The following is an 18,089-nucleotide window of genomic DNA, read 5'->3' as shown; positions in this document are numbered from 1 at the left end:
CGTTACCTAAGCTAGGTTATCTACGCCTTACCCACACTATGTTTTAAGGAGTCTTGATGACTATTCCCCTTAAGTTCCGCGCCTTCGCGCTGACTGCTGCGGTAGTGACTGCGGCCTGGAGCGCCACCGCATGCGGCTCGAGTGAGTCCACGAATTCCGCCGGGACTGACTCCACTGCCTCGAGCGAGGCTTCGGATGCACAGGCCACTTCCCAGGAAGGCCAGTGGCCGCGCACCGTCACCACGCTCAATGGTGCGGGTGAGGAAAGCGAGGTGACCTTGGAAAAGGCGCCCACCAACATCGCCTCCACCTCAGTGACCCTAACGGGAAACCTGCTCGCACTTGATGCCCCTGTCACTTCCACTGGAGTTCAGTCCAAGGGCAACGCCATCGCTGATGACAAAGGATTTTTCAAGCAATGGGCCCCGGAAGCCGACGATGCAGGCCTTGAGGTCTCATATGAAGGCCAACCTGACGTCGAGGCCATCCTCGCCCAAAACCCCGATCTAGTGGTCATGTCTTCTTCTGGCCAGGATTCTGCTACCAGCGTCTACGACCAGCTAGCAGACGTGGTTCCCGTGATAGTCGTCGACTACTCCAATAAGCAGTGGAGCGAGGTGCTCGAAGAACTTGGCACCGCAATTGGGCATGAAAAGCAAGCCGATGAAGCCATCGCATCCTACCACGATCGAATTTCTGCGGTCCCCAAGTCCATCACCGCTCCCGCGCAACCGTTGAACATTGTGTCTTTGGGCCAAGATGGAAACACCCTCAACGTCTGGACCAAGGAATCCGCCCAGGGAAGCCTCTTCCACGACTTGGGCTGGGAAATCGCAGTCCCCGATGCACAATACGGCGGCGGAAACCCGCAATTCGATGGACGCTCCGACGTGGTCTCCGTCGCTGCGGAAAACTTCGGCCCCGCGCTAACCGGCAAGACCATCTTCGCGCTCAACGCCGATGGCAAGGACTCGCCCACAGAGTTCCTCAAGACACAAGAACAGCTCAAGGACAACCCCGCCATCAGCACTGACTCGGTCCACGATCTCCAACCTTATGCATTCCGCATTGACTACTACTCCGCCATGAAAGTCCTCGATGACGTGGAAGCCCTGTTCAAGAACTAGCGCCTTCCACCACGACAACGCGTAGTAGAAACTCAGACGGAGTGTTCACGGTAAATAGTGGCCAATTTCTTGAAGTTTTTGGCCACTGCGCGCAGTGAACACAAAACCCCGCCTCTGCGGAACTCTCCGGAAAGGAAAGCTACGCAGAGGCGGGGTTGCGCGTATAAGCGAAGGAAGATTAACGCTTGGAGTACTGCGGGGCACGACGTGCCTTGTGCAGACCAGCCTTCTTACGCTCGACGGCACGGGCGTCACGGGTGAGCAGGCCGGCCTTCTTCAGGGCCGGGCGATCAGCCGGGTTGTAGACGTTAAGTGCACGGGCGATAGCCAGGCGCAGTGCGCCGGCCTGTCCGGTGGGGCCGCCGCCGGTGACGGTGACCTTCATGTCGAACTGGTTCTCGCGCTCAAGCAAGGTCAGCGGCAGCAGGATATCCTGCTGGTGCAGCTTGTTGGGAAAGTAGGTCTCCAGGCTGCGACCGTTAACGGTGATCTCACCGGAGCCAGCAACGAGGCGCACACGCGCGATGGCGCGCTTACGACGACCAACCGTCTGGATGGGGCCCTCGTGGATAGCCGGGGTAACAACCTCTTCGTCCTCGATGACCTCGATGACGGAATCACCAATGGTGTTGGTGAACTCCTCGGCAGCAACAGCTGCGGCGGCGATATCGGCAGCGTCAGCTACGTTGTTATCAATGTTTTGCTCAGCCATTACTGTGCCACCTGCTTCAGCTCGAAGGTTTCCGGCTTCTGACCGGCGTAAGGGTGCTCTTCACCAATGAAGACATGCAGCTTCTTGATGGAGGATGCGGACAGCTTGTTGTGCGGCATCATGCCGGTGACTGCCTCTTCAATAACGCGGGCCGGATTAGCATCCAAAGACTGACCCAGGGTCATGCTCTTCAGGCCGCCCGGGTAACCGGAGTGGCGGTAGCGCATCTCGCGTTCGCGCTTGTTGGAGGAGACGTGAATCTTCTCGGCGTTGATGATGACGATGTGATCGCCGCCGTCAACGTTCGGTGCGTACTGGGGCTTGTGCTTGCCGCGCAGCATGTCTGCCACGGTGGAAGCAAGCTTGCCCAGAACCACGTCAGTTGCGTCGATGACGTACCACTTACGGGTGATGTCACCGCTCTTGGGGTGGAAAGTAGACAAAATGACTCCTTGAAAGTCTGTCTGGGGACTGCCAGCCAACGCTATATGCTCATCCGTCTTACTACAGCGGCCGGTGGAGACCTGCAGCAAGCGCTTCGACCGCATTCAAAAAGAGTGCGGGATCGAGCAAACACATAGAGCACTCACTTTAGTAAAAGATCCAGCAGATCCCAAAACGACAAAGCACCCCGCACCACCGCTGACCGGTGATACGGGGTGCCCGCTTCCCTATTTCTTAGTTGCAGATTCCCCAGTTGTCCTTATCCCCAGCTGGCAGCCGCGCGGCGGTTGACGTCACTCATGGCATCATTTCCTTGGCTGACCGTGCTCGAGATGGTGGCAAGGACGGTATTGAGCTCCGCCGCAGCCTTATCCCACTTGGCCTGCGCCTGTGCGTAGGCAGCCGCAGAGTCACCTTCCCACGTAGACACCATGGGCTGCAGCGAGGACTTGAGATCCCCGAGCAGCCCATTGATGCGCCCCGACGTAGAGTTGATGTCTCCAGCAGCGGAAGAGATTGCTCCGAACTCATACTTGATTGCTGACATTGTGTGCTCCTGTTTTCTTAAGTGCTGATACGGCCCTTATGGCAGTACAGGCGGTGCTGTGATGCTTCGATGCTGTGCGTTTGCGGTGTTCTTTACTGTGAACGTTGTAGGGGTGCCGTGTGCGGCACGACTACAGGGCGAGGCCCTGCCCACCTACTCGGCTGAATGCCTGGGCATTATCTGCCTCGATGGTGTCGAAGTTATGGGCATTGCTCCGGATGTTTTCAGAGATAGCGGTCAAAGCCTCGCGCAGTTGCTGCGCCGAGGTGTTGTAGCGCTGCATCAAACCATCAAAAGAGACCTGCGCTTGGCCCGCCCAGCTCGCACGGACGGAGTCAACGACGCCTTGCAGGCGAGTGAGTTCACCCTGTACCTCATCATTGGTGGAATCGACGCGACCGGCGGTTGCCACCATCACATCGGCTTCGGTTTTAAATAGCTGAGACATAACTTTCTGGACCCTCCCTGGGCTTGTGTTGTAATTCCCCGAAAAAGCCCCGCGGCTTTTTCACTCCTATTGGACTGCGCACCCCCTTCAGCGGTTCCCGTGTCCACGCAAACTGTTTTTCGCCGTTTCTTCTGCAGGTACTGACATTCTTTTATGAGTTGCTACTCCAGTTTGCGAAGGGAATCCGCGGCCATCCGGCACGTCGCCCTTTGCACGACCGTGGGCTCTGCCTTGGTATGGCATCCCACCGAGAGCTGATGACCAAGATCCGTCCACGTGGTCCAAGCAACGTGAGAATCATCGCCGGGAGACTCTTTATAAGACAGCCTGCCGCCATCTTCGTGCGGATCTCCAAGGGTATCCTCGCGCTCGATTTCCGCCCGTAGCTCTTGAAAGAGCACCTCGGGAGGCACCTGAAAGAGCGGATCCGCCGCGAGTAGGACCCGCAGATCTGGATCCTCACCTACCGCAGTGATAAGGCCCTGGTCCACGCTGATATGAAAACCACTTGGCAAAGCAACCGAAAGCCCCTCCGCCTCGATGCGCAAAGACTCAAGGTCTGGCGCGGCAGCTGCCTCCTCCACGATGGGAGCATCGGGCACGAGCGAGGAATCAGAGGGTAAAGCTTCCGCTACTTGGCTTGCTACTGCCGACTCTCCTGCCATCAACGCCCCCTCATCAGGGGCCTTTGCAGCGCCCTCCCCAGAGGATCTGAGCCCCATCACCCACCACGACACCCCGACAACGCCGAGCACTACTGCGGCTATGGCCACGTGGAATATATCGACCTGGCGCAATAGCCGCGTCAGCGCCTCTATGCCCTTAGCGCTAGAACGGCCCGTTCGCTCAATACTCTCAGCTTGCCTCGACTGACCTTCCGCCTCGACCAGCCGGGGATCTTCCTGGGGCTGTAGCTCGGCTGTCGAGTCCTGCTGCGGAAACGCGGATTCGATGCTTACTCGAGCCCCGGCTGCGGCGCACTGTCGGGAAAGGATCTCCACCGCTTCATGAGAAACAGAGGTTCCGGAGGAATCAGCTCCAATAGCAACCGTGGCATCAGGCCATGCGGCCCCACAAGACTTCGCAATCTGCTCCATCGTCTCACTCAACGCCCACCCCTCAACCACCCCGCTGCCCGGCAGATCGTAGCGGTAGACAACTTCTCCGCCTTCAAAGATCGTCGCGGAATCAAGCACCGTCACGCTCAGGTGCTCGGACTTGGGATGCTCGGCTGTGAGAGTTGGCGTAGACGAGGAGTGCTGAGTGGAGTCATCGTTCATGAGGTAGTTCCTTTCATTAGGCTGTTCCTTTCATAAGAGGAGCTGCGACGTGGACAAGCCCGAGAACTTCGCCGCGAACGGACCAGGTCCCGCGTCCGGGGATCTGGGTCGAAGGCTTCATGCCGAAGATGCTGCCCTCGTCGCGGTCTGCGCTAAACAGCAGGACTGCTGGCTGTAAATCACGTACTGCGGTGAGAAAGCCCCCGAAAAGTGCACGTCCGATTCCTCCGGACTTGCGTGCAATCACCAGGTGCAGCCCGACATCGCGCGCGTGCGCTAGTACTTCGATGAGCGGGCTCAGCGTGGCTTCACTGACTAAGTCCAAGTCATCGATCACCACATAGATATCCGGGCCCTCCCACCAACTGCGGTCAATAAGCTGCTGGGGCGTGACATCTGGGCCGGGCAAGCGCGTCTTTAGCGTATGGACTGTCTCCGCTATTGCCTCACGAGCGGACTCCGAGGTCGCAGCGTATGCCGCGACCATCTCTGGGTCGAGATCACCGAGATGTGCGCGCCGCTCGTCAATGACAACAAGGCGAGCCACCGCACGATCAAGGCCGCTTAGTCCCTGCATAATCGTGGCTAGGAAGGTGGATTTGCCGGAGCCACTAGAGCCAACACAGACTAGGTGCGCGCAGGACTGGGGATCCCAGACCATCGCTTCCAGATCGGGCCCGCCTATTCCCCATGCAATGCTGCCCAGCGCGCTCGCGGGTGCCTCACTCAAATGTGTAGGAAGCATCTTTAATGCAGGAACTGCGGGGACATTAGCGTGCAGGTGCGCAACATGCGCAATGTCCTGATTACTGGTTTTTGCTATGAGCATATGCTCACCCGCACTGGTGATGCCACGGCCTGGAATCTTGGGGATTTTCTGCTGAGCTTTGCGGTCAATCAAAGAATCCATGGCTTCAGCAAGTCGCAGTTCCACCCGGTTGGCTATGAGATCTCGAATGGCGGGGCGCATCGCAGTCCAACGTGCGGTGCTGATGACCAGGTGAACCCGTGCGGAGGGACCGTCGGCAGCCATGGAGGTAATCACCTCGCCGAGATCCTCAAAGTCCGCGCCGGCGGTGCCGAAGTGATGCCATCCGTCTATCACCAGGAAAGTTTCCCGTTCCTCAGGGCGCCGAATAAGACCAGAAACCTCGTCTACAATGCGCCGCGTCTTCTCCGCCTCGCCTTTTCCGGCCACCGCCGCGACCTGCGGCAAGCGCGAAAGAGTGGAGAGCCGGTTCGCGCAGTCGATAACGTAGAGGCGAACCTCTTCAGGACTATGCCGCGCACAAAGCGCGGAGACGACGGTATTGAGGAATGTCGACTTGCCCGATTGCGGCCCGCCACACACGGCAAGGTGACCACCTTCGCCGGAAAGATCAATCAGTAGAGGATCTTGGCGCTGATAGTAGGGACGATCAATGATGCCGACCACTGCGTTGAGTGCTGGAACCGATCCGGTTGCAAGCAGCGGAGAAACGGCAGTGGACAATTCAACCACATGCGGCAAGGGCGGTAACCAAATTCGGTGTGCATTCAAGGTCTTAGTGGCTGCTTCACTTCGTGCAGCCGACACGACTGCCGCGAGGACCGTAGTCGAGTGGTCGATCTCAACTCGTGGTGACTCGCCAGCATTCGACTGCGTCCAGGCATGGAAGAACTCCACCCCGAGCCCCTTGGGTTGCGCTAAAGGAGCTTGTGGGAGCGCTCGGCGTGTGACGGGGCCTGAGACATAACAGGCTTGCACCCGCGTCAGTTCTTCCGCGTCAGATTTGAGATACCCAATGCCTGGTTGAGCAGGAAGATGATAGGCATCCGGAACTCCCAGTACTTGCCGGGACTCTGCGGCGGAGAAAGTCCTCAGCCCAATGCGGTAGGAGAGGTGTGACTCCAAGCCGCGTAGCCTTCCTTCTTCCAGCCTCTGGGAGGCGAGAAGGAGATGAATATGCAGCGAACGCCCCAGGCGCCCCACAGCTCCAAAGAGATCGGCGAAGTCTGGGTGCTGGCCCAAAAGCTCGGAGAACTCGTCGATAACAATCACGAGAGCTGGCATAGGCTCAGCTCCCCCTCGCGCGGCGTTGTAGTCGCCGACGTTGGCAAAGTTCCCTGCTGCACGAAGAAACTCCTGCCGCCTATTCATCTCCCCCGAAATGGCGTCTTGCATGCGCTCTACCAGCGTCGCCTCGCTCTCTAGGTTGGTAATAACGGCCGCAGTGTGCGGGAGGACATCGCATCCCAAGAAGGTGGCACCGCCCTTGAAATCGACGAGTACAAAGTTCAGCTCTTCGGGGCTGTGGGAAGCCGCTAGAGCCGCGACAAGACTGCGCAACAGTTCGCTTTTTCCACTGCCCGTCGCGCCGACGCACAGCCCATGGGGACCCATCCCACCCTGCGCTGATTCTTTAAGATCGAGGTAGACCGGCTGCCCAACGTCATCGAGGCCGATTGGCACCCGGAGACGAGATTGCCCTTGCACGCCCCTCCACATGTCTCCTCGATGGATGTCCTCACTAGCCTCATAGCCAAGTAGCCCCAGCAAGTCATTTCCGTGGCGTCCGCGCTCACGGGTCGCCGAAAGGGGCCGCCGGAACCGCGCCATTGCCCGTGCCACCAGCAGAGCCAGGCCCATCGAGGCCTCCTCCGCGCAGCCGAGATCTTCGACTCCTGCCGCAGTGGATACAGATAGGGACTCATCGGCAATGAGGCAGATCCCCTCGTCTTCGGCGCGGAAAGAGAACTCAGAGGCGACTGGCGGATCCACTCCGATGATGGTTGTTAGATCAGGATCATCGAGGATTCCTGAGCTGTGCGCACTGGCAGCGTCCTCAACTAGGATGAGCCGAAAGCGTGCTCTACCCGGCTCACGTGTGTGCGGTAGCCACTTGAGCCATTCCCATCCCGGCCCGATGGCCTCTATCCCGAGGGTTTCTGGGCCGTGAAAGGTAACCAGCTGCAAAACCATGGCGCGGGCTAAGTCGCGCGAGCGGGCGCCGGTGAGCGAAATGAAACGGAACGCTCTCAGCTGAAGCACCACAGGTACCTGCGTAACCGTGCTCACGGCACGCACCGTCTGCCTGACGCTGACTGCGCATACTGGGTCGAGGTCTTCTGCCGCGCCCGAATCCGGGATCTTTATCGGGGTGACCAAAGCGGTCTCACCACTGCCGACGCGTACCTCGAGAGAGTCCGCGTCATCAGGGGCACGTTCCCACATGCGGCGGGTGCCAATGAGAGCCGGCAGCGTACTAGTAGCAGGGTGCCGGTGTTCCTCGTGCGCACGCTGTGCTGCGGCATTGTCCAGGGCTTTCTCCCGCAGTGCTTTCAAGTGGCGAAGATAAGTCCGGCGCGTTTCATTCGGGTCCTCGCCACTGCTTTGAGGATTAAACATCATAAACATGCTGGCAAGCATCATCACTGGAAACATCAAGGCCATAGGGCTAATCTGTCTGTCTTCACCAGAGCTAAGCACTAGTAATGCAACCATGCCGACCATTGCCACGACCATGATAAGTGGCATCAACAAGCGTATAAGCGCCACCGGCTGTGGGCGTTGAGCCTCCGGAACTGGCTCAGCCTCCACCGGGCTACTCGGTAGAGGCGGCGCGGGGTCCCTCGTTGTGCGCGATAGAGGATCAACCACGTGTGGATCTTCGAGCTCAAGCATGAGCAACTCCTTGCTTCCCCCGAGCCCACCTAGCGGTTTCAAACCCCCGATTCGAACTCGCTGCGCGGAAAGTGCTTGGCCCCCTGCCAAAGACATCAAAACCCAGCGCTGCGGTGGACACGTCGCCACAAGTAAGCCACAATGTGGGTCATTGGGCAAGGGGAAAACAGCTCAAGAACACAATCGGGGGATAGTTTTCATGGATACATCGATCGCGGAAAAAGTGCGCCTAACTGTGCGTTTTTCCCACAAGGATTTCGAGAAAGAGGCTGATGTTTCTCTCCCTCGATCGTCGAGTCTGGGGGAGGTTTTGGGGGAACTTCTGGCCTTGGTAGCAGCACCGTCACACTTAAGGTCGTGGCAGGCCACCAGTGCGGGAGGTAGGAACATCGACATGACTGCGCCCATTGGGGCCGTCGAACTGCCGGATGGGGCAATCGTGGTTTTAGGACCCGCATGTGCCACTCCCCCTCCAGTTATCAGGGACGCCGCGGAAGCCTTAGAGGCCCGCGCGGGTGCCGAAAACTCCGGTGCCTTCGCTGCCCTGTGGATTCTAGGGGGCTTGCTCGCAACTGCTGGTCTAGCTGCGGCCTTCCACCCTGTGATTGCCGCAGCAGGAGTCGGCGCAGCGAGTTTTCTGCTGGCGCTGTGGACCAGAATGAATCTGCTGGCCTATGTCAGTATCGGGATGCTCGCATTATCGGGCGGGCTCTTCGCCGGCGGAGGTGGCTCTGTAGCGCCCTTGGATTTGGCGCTGACACTCCTATCCGCCGTGCTGGCTGCCGGGTGTGCTCTGGGACTGTGCCGCCTCGCGGGGCTAGGGACTGTTTATGCTACCTCCCTGTTAAGTACATGGTGCGGGCTGTACGTTGTAGCGGCCGCAGGTCTGTTTCTTCCCGGGCCCTCAAGCGCCTTTGCGGGTGCTCCCGTAATCGCAGCGTGTGCACTGGGTATTTGCTTCATGTTGGTATTCCTCGTCGTAACTCCTAGCCTCACTGCACGCTTGGCTGGCTTGCAGCCACCTCGCATTCCTACGGCAGGCCAGGACCTCGCTGTCTCCGATGCCATCGACCTCCATGTGGAAGAAAAGGCGCGGCGTGCTCAGGAAATCTACTCGGGAATACTCACGGGACTGACCTGTGGAATTGTTCCTGCGCTGCTACTTCTGGCCGTGACGGGAGCCGGTGAACCGGGAACTGCTGCAGGTGCCCTGCTGGGCAGTGATAGTCTCGGCGCGGGATTCGCGCAAGCTCTGTGCATCACGGTGGCGGTGTCCGTGACTTTGCATGCCTCCCGTCAAGGACACCCGCGCGCTATTTGGCCGCAGATGATCATCGCGGCTACCGCAGCAATGAGTTCCTGCCTGTGCGCTGCGGCGGCGTGGTTTAGACTCGATTTTCCTACCCCGGACGCAGGACTATGGGTGATGAGCGCCGTCGCGGTTGTGACGATAACCGTCATGGTTACTGCCGCCGTCTTTGCTTCCCGCTTCGCAGCTCTAGAGCCAACGGCCGTCGTGTGGTTAGAACGGGCGGAGTCTTTAGCCATCGCGGCCAGTCTTCCCTTAGCTTTACATCTGGCGGGAGTCTTCTCCCTGATTCGGGGTCTGGGCTGATGCGGATGAACCGCCGCTGTAGTGCGACCTTGTGCGCAATTGCTACAAGCGCGATGAGCGTATCTGTATTCTCTCCGAGCGCATTCTCCCTCGAGCCAAGCTCGCCCTGCGCCACGGGAGTCCCTTCCGCCGCCGGCCCGCGGCTCACACAGGAGCAAAGCCATTACCGAGCTAGGCTGCATTCTTTGGCTACCGGAGCCGGCATCAAGGTCGCGGTTATTGACACCGGTGTCAGCCCCCACGAGCAATTGGCAACCGTACATCCCGGAGCAGACTTTATAGCCCCTGAAGAGCCCGAACCGTGGCTTGACTGCGATATGCACGGCACCGTCGTTTCCGGAATCATTGCGGGCCACGACATCGGCATCGCACCCCATGCGGAGCTCTATTCAATAAGGCAGACCAGTACTCACTATCGCCACTTCGCGCCGGCGCCTCCAGCAGAAGGCGGTGATTCCGCAGGAGGTGCGCTTGCTGCAATGTCTGGAAACCTAGACACACTTGCAGCCGCGATCATGGATGCGGTTGCGGCGCAGGCGCGAGTCATCAACATCTCTGTGGTGTCTTGTCTTCCTGCGGATCACGCGGAGAGACTCGACACCACCGACTTGGACTCCGCGCTCCTCGCAGCCGAGGAAGCAGGTGCCGTCGTAGTCGCCGCTTCCGGAAATGCCTCCTCCGGAGGCTGCGCGCATGGTGATACTGTCTACCCGGCGCACGGAAATACCGTGCTTGCGGTCGGAGCCACGCAGGATGCGCATACGCTCGCCGAGTACTCGATCCGCTCCGGCGAAGTGGCACTGAGCGCGGATGGGCATCCACCGCTCGTGCTCAATCCCGCCGGAGGCTGGGCCACCGCAAAAAGGGATAATGGCCAGGACATGGAGTTCCACGGAACCTCCTTCGCCGCCCCAGTAGTCGCGGCAACAGTAGCTTTGCTAGCTCAGCGCTACCCGGAGGAATCCCCGGCGCAACTGCGTGCGCGCATCTATCAGGCTGCGAGGCCATCCCATGGTTTCATCGATCCCCTCGCGGCCCTGACCCAAGTACCTGCGGAGTACACGGTGCCGGCTCGGGAGAAAGTGCTCACACACGCCGCAGCCACGCCAACGCCGGTTCCGGCACGCATGGGCCTTATGGTTCTGACCGCGCTAGGACTTCTGACAATGAGCTTGGCGTGGCTGGGGTGGCGCCGCGCGGCACGTTCCTGACGCGCCACGACCGCCCCTATACGCCAAGCCCTATGTTTAAAGACCTAGTAAGACACTCGCAGGGCCGTCTCACGGCTAAGCTGCGATCCGGCAGGTAGAAGCCGCAGAATCTCCCAAGGAACCTGTGCGGCTACCTGCGTTCCCAACATCGCCAGGGTCTCGGGAGACTCGACCTCATGGCGCAGTCCTGTCGGCGCCACGACGTGGTACCCGTGGCCGCTGTCTACGCCGATTCCGCCCGCGCTGAGCCCACCAAATCTATCAGCGATTCCTTCACCTGAGAGCTCGATGGTGCCCTCCCTGGGGAGCAGGAGCGCCGCTCCCGCGCCGGGGGAGGCACATAGCCAGCCCTGTTCGCCCGTGACCATTTCCAGCGGTGATTCTGGAAGATTGAAGGCCAGCTCGGTGTCGTGCTGCTTGGCGACGTCGCTTTCAGCAACGTCGCGCCGCCGTGCACCCGTCCCCAACAGCATTTCAGCTTGAGCTTCCGTTAGTCTGCTTACGCCTTCCTCGTTGCTCATCCACAACCCGGCACCGGTATCCCAGATCTCGGGCGGGTGGGCCGGAAAACTCCACGGTTCTAACTCGGCAAAGGCATTGAGCAGCTCCGGTGGAAGGTGCCACACAAAAGTGCTCTCCGCGATGCCTAATGCACGGCGCAGAACTCGGCCTTGGACACTGGACTGCTCAGGAATGGCTACTCTGCCTTGAGCACTGAGCAGCCATTGCTTTCCCTCGAACTCCGCCAGCGCCCCCTGAGTAAGTGACAACGACTCGGGCCCAGCATCCGCCACAACGATGACTTCTCCCTCACGCACGGGCGTGGAATCAATGGTGGTCAGCGAAGGCGTTGCTTCCTCGCCGGCTCCTGCGAAACACGCCGCCCAATCCCGCTGCTTGTGCGGGGAGTAAGCAGCGAGGAAACCGGGCGCGTCTTCGATTCCAACCGGAGACCCCAGGCGCGCCTGAGTGAGGTACTCCTCCCCTATACTGCGCGCGGAGACTGGCTCTCCGCTGATGATGCGCGCCGAGGACAGATTAGCCACAGGGTGATAGGTTTCTCCCACGAGGACGAAGAGCTGCCCGCGCTTTGACTCGACCACGGGGGCATCCCCTGGGCGGGGATTAGGCTGCAGCCACGCCAAAAGCCCCGATCCTAAGGCGAGCAGTGCCACAACTACTAACGCGCAGACGAGCGCGCGTTGTCGAGACGCAAGCGGATCGTGGAGCATGCGGATATCGCCTAAAACGAGCCCGTGCTCGATGCGGCGCAGAAGGAACCGGTGACCCGATACTTGTGCCTTTGTAGTTGGCAATGGACGCGCCACGTTTTACCCCCATGTACTGCGGCTATTGCGGCCTCTTCGCACCCCTTGCGAAGAAGACCAAGTGAGCCACAGGTTAGCGCAGCTTGAATGGCGGCGCCACTCGAGAAGTGACTAACCCAGCTCGGAGGCGCTGCGCCGGCCGCGGGTCAACTCCGAACGGGCCACAAGCTCATCTTCCCCTGCCGGATAATCCACGCCTACTAGGCTCAGCCCATTGGCGGGGGCGACGGGGACTTGGGAGCTGCGCTCGCTCTTGGACAACAAGGCCGCCGCAAAATCGACGTCTCGCGCCCCCTGCCCCACCCGTAGACAGCAACCTACCAACGAGCGCACCATCGACCAGCAGAAGGCATCGGCTACGACGCTGGCCTCAAAAAGCTGCGGCTCATCAGGTGTAGAGACATCGCGCCAGTCGAAGGACTCCAGGGTGCGAATAGTCGTTGCGTGCGGCTTGGCCTTACAAAAGGCTGCGAAGTCATGGAAACCGACGAGGACATCCGCAGCCTCCTGCACGAGGCGGAGATCAATCGGCTTTGTCCACACCGCTGTATCGCGGGCGCGAGTGCACAGTGCTCCCCTGGGGTGGGTGGTCACGCGGTAGATATAACGACGTCGCAAAGCAGAGAAACGCGCATCGAAGCCGGCGGGTGCAAACTGAGCGCGATGGACGCGCACGTCGGGCGGCAAGAGCTTGGCCAGGCGCGGGACCAAGGTGGAGGGATCCCCGGCGATGGAGCGCTGTTCGAGCGCGCTGAGCGGAACATCGAAGTGCGCAACTTGTCCGCGCGCGTGCACGCCGGCATCGGTGCGTCCTGCAACCACTAACTCGATGGGCTCGCGCAAAACTAGGTGCAAGATCTCCTCAAGTGTTTGCTGAACCGAACGAATGCCGCCCTTTTGCCGCGCCCAACCGTGAAAATCCGTTCCATCGTAGGCGAGGTCAAGGCGCAAGCGGCACAGAGCCGATCCGGCGGCTGCGCTGGGGACAGTAGAGGGGGCTTCGTTCATGGCATGTCGATGCTACCCCAAAGCCGCTGAGGTATAGAAAAACCCTAGACCGCACTCCCCTCTACCTGCCCTCCCGATTCCCTTGCGGGAACGAGAAGACTGATAAGGAAGTGCGGCCTAGGGCGTGATTCAGATTGAGAATCCGCAGGGAAAACTACTTCTCCTCGGCTGGGGTCTCGGCGACCTCTGCCTCGGTGGACTCTGCTGCGGTGTCCTCTGCAGCCTCTTCCTCAGCCTCAGCGGCCTTGGAAGCGGCGGCGCGGGTGGCGCGGTCAGCCTCTGCAGTCACAGTCTCGTCGAGGACGAGGGAAACCTGGGACATGGGGGCGTTGTCGCCGGTGCGGTTGTCGAGCTTGACGATGCGGGTGTAGCCGCCCTCGCGGTTCTCGAACTTAGGGCCGAGCTCGTCGAACAGGTGCGCAACAACATCCTTGTGCGGGATGAGCTTGAGCACCTGGCGGCGGTCACTGATGGTGCCGGACTTGGCCTTGGTGATGATTTTCTCGGCGTAAGGACGAAGCAACTTCGCCTTTGCGTCGGTGGTCTTGATTGCCTTGTACTCGAAAAGGCTGGCAGCCAGGTTGCTCAACAGATGAGCCTGCTGAGCTGCGGAGCCTCCGAGACGGGCACCCTTCTTAGGGGTTGGCATGATGTACTCCTCGTGTGCGGTAAAAATTGAGCGCGCGGCGGGCTTTAAGCCCGTCGCAGTTCAGGATGATTCTTTACTCGGAATCCTCCGCAGCTGGATCCTTGAAGTCTCCAGTTTCTGCGTCGTAGCCTTCGAGCTGAGTTGGGTCGAAGTCCTCAGGGGTGTCCTTGAGGGCCAGGCCCAGGTTAGCCAGCTTGATCTTTACCTCATTGATCGACTTCTGACCGAAGTTGCGGATGTCCAACAAGTCCGACTCGGTGCACTCTGCGAGCTCACCGACGGTGTGGATCTCCTGACGCTTCAGGCAGTTATAAGAGCGAACGGAGAAGTTCAGATCCTCAATGGGCATGCTGTAGGCCGCGATGTACTCCGTCTCCTGCGGGGACGGACCAATCTCGATACCTTCAGCAGCCGTGTTCAACTCGCGTGCCAAGCCGAAGAGCTCCACCAAGGTGCCGCCGGCTGAAGCCAGGGCGTCACGTGCGGAAATAGAGTTCTTGGTCTCAACATCAATGATCAGCTTGTCAAAGTCGGTGCGCTGCTCAACACGAGTAGCTTCGACCTTGTAAGAGACCTTGAGAACCGGCGAGTAAATCTGGTCGATCGGAATACGTCCGATGTCACCAGAAGTAGACGCGGCGGGAACGTAGCCACGGCCACGCTCGACGACGAGTTCTACGTCAAGCTTGGCGGTGTCATTGAGGGAAGCGATGTGCAGATCCGGGTTGTGGATCTCCACGCCAGCCGGAGGCTGGATGTCGCCCGCAGTGACCTCGCCAGGCCCTTCCTTGCTCAGGTACATGACCACCGGCTCATCCGAGTCGGAGGACAGAACCAAACCCTTGATGTTCAAGATGATCTCAGTGACGTCTTCCTTGACGCCGCTGATGGTGGTGAACTCATGGAGAACGCCATCAATCTTGATCGAAGTAACCGCAGCACCCGGGATGGATGACAGCAGGGTACGGCGAAGAGAGTTGCCGAGGGTGTAGCCGAATCCCGGCTCGAGGGGTTCGATGACGAACTTCGAGCGGGAGGAATCGATGAACTCCTCGGTGAGCTGGGGACGCTGGGAAATGAGCATTAATAATCTCCTTGTCGACGACCGCTATTTGACGTCGGTAGAGGGTGAAAGATGAAGCCTGTAATGAAGACTGTGAAGAAGCCGACGGTGCGATGAACGCGGCCAGAGTGCCGCGCACAACACCGAATGCTTACTTCGAGTAAAGCTCGACGATGAGCTGCTCCTGCAGCGGAACATCGATCTGAGCGCGCTCGGGCAGCTGGTGCACGAGGATGCGCAGGGTGTCAGGAACGACCTGAAGCCAAGCGGGAACGTTGGCGTCAACCAGACGATCCTGAGCGTCTTCGAACCATTCCATCTTCTTGGAGCGGTCACGGACATCGATGATGTCGTACTGGGTGACCTGGAAGGAAGGAACGTTGATGTTCTTGCCGTTCACGGTGAAGTGACCGTGGCTGACCAGCTGACGCGCCTGACGGCGGGTGTTGGCCAGACCAGCGCGGTAAACCACGTTGTCCAGACGGGACTCCAGCAAAACAACCAGGTTGTCACCGGTCTTGCCCGGGCGGCGGTTAGCCTCGGCGTAGTAGCGGCGGAACTGACGCTCCAGCACACCGTAGGTGTACTTAGCCTTCTGCTTTTCCTGCAGCTGCAGCAAGTACTCAGATTCCTTGATGCGGTTGCGGCCAGCCTGCCCCGGTGGGTACGGGCGGCGCTCGAATGCCATGTCGCCGCCGACTAGATCGACGCGAAGACGGCGGGATACGCGGGTAGCGGGGCCAGTATAACGAGCCATTTTCTTACCTCTTCCTTTCCCTTAAACCTTGCGGCGCTTGGTCGGACGGCAGCCGTTGTGCGGCTGGGGGGTGGCATCCGTGATCGAGGAAACCTCGAGGCCTGCAGCCTGCAGGGAACGGATGGCGGTCTCGCGGCCGGAGCCCGGACCCTTGACGAATACGTCAACCTTCTTCATGCCGTGATCCATTGCCTTACGAGCGGCGCTCTCAGCAGCCATCTGTGCGGCGAAAGGAGTGGACTTACGGGAACCCTTGAAACCGACGTGGCCGGAGGATGCCCAAGAAATAACAGCACCGGAAGGATCCGTGATGGAAACGATGGTGTTGTTGAAGGTGGACTTGATGTATGCGTGGCCTGCGGCCACATTCTTCTTGACGGCGCGGCGCCCAGTGCGACGCGCGCCGGAACGAGTCTTTGGAGGCATTAACTACTTCTTCTTTCCTGCGATCGTCTTCTTCGGACCCTTACGCGTACGAGCGTTGGTCTTGGTGCGCTGACCGTGAACGGGCAGGCCACGACGGTGGCGGATGCCCTGGTAGCAGCCAATTTCAATCTTGCGACGGATATCAGCCTGTACCTGGCGGCGGAGGTCACCCTCGACCTTCCAGGTGGACTCAATAACGTCACGCAGCGCCGATACCTGATCATCATCAAGGTTGTCGGTGCGCAGGTCAGGAGAAATGCCAGTCTTTTCCAGCAATTCCTTGGCACGGGTGGGCCCGATGCCGTAGATGTAGGTGAGAGCAACTTCCATGCGCTTGTTGCGTGGGAGGTCTACACCAGCTAGACGTGCCATATGGCGTGTCCTTTCGGTTTTTTACGGTGGTTTTCTCCCCATCCGTCCCACCCCATGCAGCACTTCGTTTCCGGTCCGTGCCGGATCAGTGGGCCACTTTTAATAGGAGTAGGCTCAGGCCACCGTGGCCTGAGGTAAAAAAGACGCAGAATCTCGCGCCCTAGGTAAGGAGGCTTACAGTGTTTACTTGTAGCGGTAGACGATGCGTCCGCGGGTTAGGTCATAAGGCGACAGCTCCACAACGACGCGATCCTCTGGGAGGATGCGGATGTAGTGCTGACGCATCTTGCCCGAGATATGGGCCAAGACTTTGTGGCCGTTATCGAGCTCGACACGGAACATTGCGTTTGGCAAGGGTTCAACGATGCGACCCTCGACCTCAATTGCGCCTTCCTTAGCCATAACCTCTACTTTTCTAGGCGACGAACAAGTGGGTTGCCGCCTGCATTTGGATATCTACTGCGAGGTGTCAGCGAACTCATATTAGAGACACGCCTACACCAGCGTCTTAGCTTACGCGTTGCTGCAGGGTTTTCCAAACGCGATAAAACAAATGCCCACTTCGCAGTCAACGACGACCGAGAAGTGGGCAACAAACAAGCGGAGCGACTAGTAGATAACTACCTTTGATCCGACTGGAACATCATTCCAGAAACGAACCGCATCATTGTGCGGCAGGTGGATGCAGCCATTGGACTCATAGGCGGGCGAGCCCTCGTGGAAGGCGTGTCCGCTGTTGGTGAAGTACATCGAGTAAGGCATCGGGGCGTTGTTGAACTCGCGGGAAATCTCATCCTTGACCTTGCGGTTGATGTAGAAGGTTCCACGCGGGGTCTCCTCACCGGCCATGCCGGAGGAAATAGCGGAAGCAACGTAAGTCACCTCACCATTGGGGCCCTGCAACCAGGAACGCTTGCCATCGAGGTCAACACAGACCTTTGCGTCGAGCGGGCAGCTCCCGCGATCAAACTGGTTGGCAGCACGCTCTGCCTCCGCACGCTCGGAGGCAGCGCCGGCCTCAGCCTCCTGGCGAGCAATCTCCTCCGCGTGGGCGCGATCCGCAGCCTCACGCGCGGCACGAGCTTCAGCGTTCTTCTGCTCAATGAGGCCCGGGAACACGGCATCCACAGCGGCGTCTACCGCGGGACGGATAGCCGCAGCAGCCTGGGGATTGATGGTTTCCAGTTGTTGCAGGATCTGATTGCGGGTATTCCATGCCCCTTCGCGGGTCTGCCCCACGAAGTTATCAAGCTGCTGACGGGCCTCAGCAGAGAGCTGATCAGCCTGGGATTGCACCTCTTCGATGCTGGGCAGTTGCTGGGCGCTGGCTGCGGGAGCTCCCAACAAAGCCGTGAGCGCAAGTGCGCCGGCGGTGACGGGAGCTACGAAAACGCGGCGCAGAAATGGCGTAGCTTTGCGGCGGGGAGATTGTGACATG

At 59.5% G+C, this 18,089-nt stretch carries 18 protein-coding genes; 3 read left to right on the top strand and 15 right to left on the bottom strand.

The features are described from left to right. The first annotated feature begins 56 nt into the window (after positions 1 to 56). Entirely contained in the window at positions 57 to 1,127 is a 1,071-nt protein-coding gene (gene fepB / locus B2696_RS11290) for a Fe2+-enterobactin ABC transporter substrate-binding protein (protein ID WP_286955491.1), read from the top strand. Between the two features lie 178 nt (positions 1,128 to 1,305). Here fepB and rpsI read toward each other — a convergent pair whose 3' ends face one another. The 6 genes from rpsI to eccCa all read right to left on the bottom strand — a co-directional run bounded on the left by rpsI (position 1,306) and on the right by eccCa (position 8,222). Beyond that, positions 1,306 to 1,839: a 30S ribosomal protein S9 gene (rpsI, locus tag B2696_RS11285; protein WP_075729154.1), complete on the bottom strand. Its 534-nt coding sequence runs from the start codon at positions 1,837 to 1,839 to the stop codon at positions 1,306 to 1,308. Next, positions 1,839 to 2,282, bottom strand: a complete 444-nt coding sequence (rplM, locus tag B2696_RS11280; RefSeq protein WP_075729153.1) for a 50S ribosomal protein L13 — start codon at positions 2,280 to 2,282, stop codon at positions 1,839 to 1,841. The genes rpsI and rplM overlap by 1 nt, the downstream gene beginning before the upstream one ends. 260 nt (positions 2,283 to 2,542) lie before the next feature. Next, complete coding sequence (locus tag B2696_RS11275) at positions 2,543 to 2,830, bottom strand: WXG100 family type VII secretion target (protein WP_075729152.1); 288 nt, start codon at positions 2,828 to 2,830, stop codon at positions 2,543 to 2,545. 130 nt (positions 2,831 to 2,960) lie between these two features. Beyond that, positions 2,961 to 3,278 (bottom strand): WXG100 family type VII secretion target, encoded by a 318-nt coding sequence (locus B2696_RS11270; RefSeq protein ID WP_075729151.1) that lies wholly within the window; start codon positions 3,276 to 3,278, stop codon positions 2,961 to 2,963. Positions 3,279 to 3,439: 161 nt separating this feature from the next. Next, the gene (locus B2696_RS11265) at positions 3,440 to 4,558 is read right to left on the bottom strand and encodes a type VII secretion-associated protein (protein ID WP_286955487.1); all 1,119 of its coding nucleotides are present in this window, start codon (positions 4,556 to 4,558) and stop codon (positions 3,440 to 3,442) included. Positions 4,559 to 4,574: 16 nt separating this feature from the next. Then, positions 4,575 to 8,222, bottom strand: a complete 3,648-nt coding sequence (gene eccCa, locus B2696_RS11260) for a type VII secretion protein EccCa (RefSeq protein WP_286955485.1) — start codon at positions 8,220 to 8,222, stop codon at positions 4,575 to 4,577. Between eccCa and eccD the strand changes: the two genes are divergently transcribed. Together eccD and B2696_RS11250 are read left to right on the top strand one after the other, a co-directional pair. Further along, positions 8,221 to 9,837, top strand: coding sequence for a type VII secretion integral membrane protein EccD (eccD, locus tag B2696_RS11255; RefSeq protein WP_349679255.1), 1,617 nt, complete (start codon positions 8,221 to 8,223; stop codon positions 9,835 to 9,837). The two genes, eccCa and eccD, sit on opposite strands and share 2 nt — an antisense overlap. Before the next feature lie 185 nt (positions 9,838 to 10,022). Next, positions 10,023 to 11,048 carry a S8 family serine peptidase gene (locus B2696_RS11250; RefSeq protein WP_286955481.1) on the top strand — a complete coding sequence of 342 codons (1,026 nt, stop codon included), beginning with the start codon at positions 10,023 to 10,025 and terminating at the stop codon, positions 11,046 to 11,048. A gap of 44 nt (positions 11,049 to 11,092) precedes the next feature. Here the strand turns inward: B2696_RS11250 and eccB are convergent, their stop codons facing one another. From eccB to B2696_RS11205, 9 genes are all read right to left on the bottom strand, one after another. Beyond that, positions 11,093 to 12,364, bottom strand: a complete 1,272-nt coding sequence (gene eccB, locus B2696_RS11245; protein ID WP_286955479.1) for a type VII secretion protein EccB — start codon at positions 12,362 to 12,364, stop codon at positions 11,093 to 11,095. Positions 12,365 to 12,487: 123 nt separating this feature from the next. Further along, complete coding sequence (gene truA / locus B2696_RS11240; RefSeq protein ID WP_286955477.1) at positions 12,488 to 13,384, bottom strand: tRNA pseudouridine(38-40) synthase TruA; 897 nt, start codon at positions 13,382 to 13,384, stop codon at positions 12,488 to 12,490. 154 nt (positions 13,385 to 13,538) lie between these two features. Next, complete coding sequence (gene rplQ / locus B2696_RS11235; protein WP_286955476.1) at positions 13,539 to 14,033, bottom strand: 50S ribosomal protein L17; 495 nt, start codon at positions 14,031 to 14,033, stop codon at positions 13,539 to 13,541. Between the two features lie 73 nt (positions 14,034 to 14,106). Continuing rightward, positions 14,107 to 15,117, bottom strand: a complete 1,011-nt coding sequence (locus tag B2696_RS11230; protein ID WP_075729145.1) for a DNA-directed RNA polymerase subunit alpha — start codon at positions 15,115 to 15,117, stop codon at positions 14,107 to 14,109. A 130-nt stretch (positions 15,118 to 15,247) separates the two neighbouring features. Then, complete coding sequence (gene rpsD / locus B2696_RS11225) at positions 15,248 to 15,853, bottom strand: 30S ribosomal protein S4 (protein ID WP_075729144.1); 606 nt, start codon at positions 15,851 to 15,853, stop codon at positions 15,248 to 15,250. Between the two features lie 21 nt (positions 15,854 to 15,874). Continuing rightward, positions 15,875 to 16,279, bottom strand: coding sequence for a 30S ribosomal protein S11 (gene rpsK, locus B2696_RS11220; protein WP_286955474.1), 405 nt, complete (start codon positions 16,277 to 16,279; stop codon positions 15,875 to 15,877). A 3-nt stretch (positions 16,280 to 16,282) separates the two neighbouring features. Beyond that, positions 16,283 to 16,651, bottom strand: a complete 369-nt coding sequence (gene rpsM, locus B2696_RS11215; protein ID WP_075729142.1) for a 30S ribosomal protein S13 — start codon at positions 16,649 to 16,651, stop codon at positions 16,283 to 16,285. Positions 16,652 to 16,834: 183 nt separating this feature from the next. Then, entirely contained in the window at positions 16,835 to 17,053 is a 219-nt protein-coding gene (gene infA, locus B2696_RS11210; protein WP_003854422.1) for a translation initiation factor IF-1, read from the bottom strand. Between the two features lie 207 nt (positions 17,054 to 17,260). Continuing rightward, on the bottom strand, positions 17,261 to 18,088 hold the full coding sequence (locus tag B2696_RS11205) for a L,D-transpeptidase (protein ID WP_286955458.1): 828 nt from the start codon (positions 18,086 to 18,088) through the stop codon (positions 17,261 to 17,263). Between the last annotated feature and the right edge of the window lies 1 nt (position 18,089).

This window comes from Corynebacterium sp. UBA4397 (assembly GCF_002390965.1).
GTDB classification, from domain to species: domain Bacteria; phylum Actinomycetota; class Actinomycetes; order Mycobacteriales; family Mycobacteriaceae; genus Corynebacterium; species Corynebacterium flavescens.
The sequence above is the reverse complement of the archived record's forward strand: the minus strand, read 5'-3'. Positions and strand labels throughout refer to the sequence as shown.

Coding starts and splice junctions, on each gene's coding strand:
- B2696_RS11265 (WP_286955487.1), bottom strand. CDS start 4,558: ATGAACGATGACTCCACTCAGCACTCCTCGTCTACGCCAACTCTCACA.
- B2696_RS11230 (WP_075729145.1), bottom strand. CDS start 15,117: ATGCTCATTTCCCAGCGTCCCCAGCTCACCGAGGAGTTCATCGATTCC.
- rpsM (WP_075729142.1), bottom strand. CDS start 16,651: ATGGCACGTCTAGCTGGTGTAGACCTCCCACGCAACAAGCGCATGGAA.
- eccD (WP_349679255.1), top strand. CDS start 8,221: ATGAGCAACTCCTTGCTTCCCCCGAGCCCACCTAGCGGTTTCAAACCC.
- rpsI (WP_075729154.1), bottom strand. CDS start 1,839: ATGGCTGAGCAAAACATTGATAACAACGTAGCTGACGCTGCCGATATC.
- B2696_RS11270 (WP_075729151.1), bottom strand. CDS start 3,278: ATGTCTCAGCTATTTAAAACCGAAGCCGATGTGATGGTGGCAACCGCC.
- rpsD (WP_075729144.1), bottom strand. CDS start 15,853: ATGGCTCGTTATACTGGCCCCGCTACCCGCGTATCCCGCCGTCTTCGC.
- rpsK (WP_286955474.1), bottom strand. CDS start 16,279: ATGCCTCCAAAGACTCGTTCCGGCGCGCGTCGCACTGGGCGCCGCGCC.
- eccCa (WP_286955485.1), bottom strand. CDS start 8,222: ATGCTTGAGCTCGAAGATCCACACGTGGTTGATCCTCTATCGCGCACA.
- infA (WP_003854422.1), bottom strand. CDS start 17,053: ATGGCTAAGGAAGGCGCAATTGAGGTCGAGGGTCGCATCGTTGAACCC.
- B2696_RS11205 (WP_286955458.1), bottom strand. CDS start 18,088: ATGTCACAATCTCCCCGCCGCAAAGCTACGCCATTTCTGCGCCGCGTT.
- fepB (WP_286955491.1), top strand. CDS start 57: ATGACTATTCCCCTTAAGTTCCGCGCCTTCGCGCTGACTGCTGCGGTA.
- rplQ (WP_286955476.1), bottom strand. CDS start 14,033: ATGCCAACCCCTAAGAAGGGTGCCCGTCTCGGAGGCTCCGCAGCTCAG.
- B2696_RS11275 (WP_075729152.1), bottom strand. CDS start 2,830: ATGTCAGCAATCAAGTATGAGTTCGGAGCAATCTCTTCCGCTGCTGGA.
- truA (WP_286955477.1), bottom strand. CDS start 13,384: ATGAACGAAGCCCCCTCTACTGTCCCCAGCGCAGCCGCCGGATCGGCT.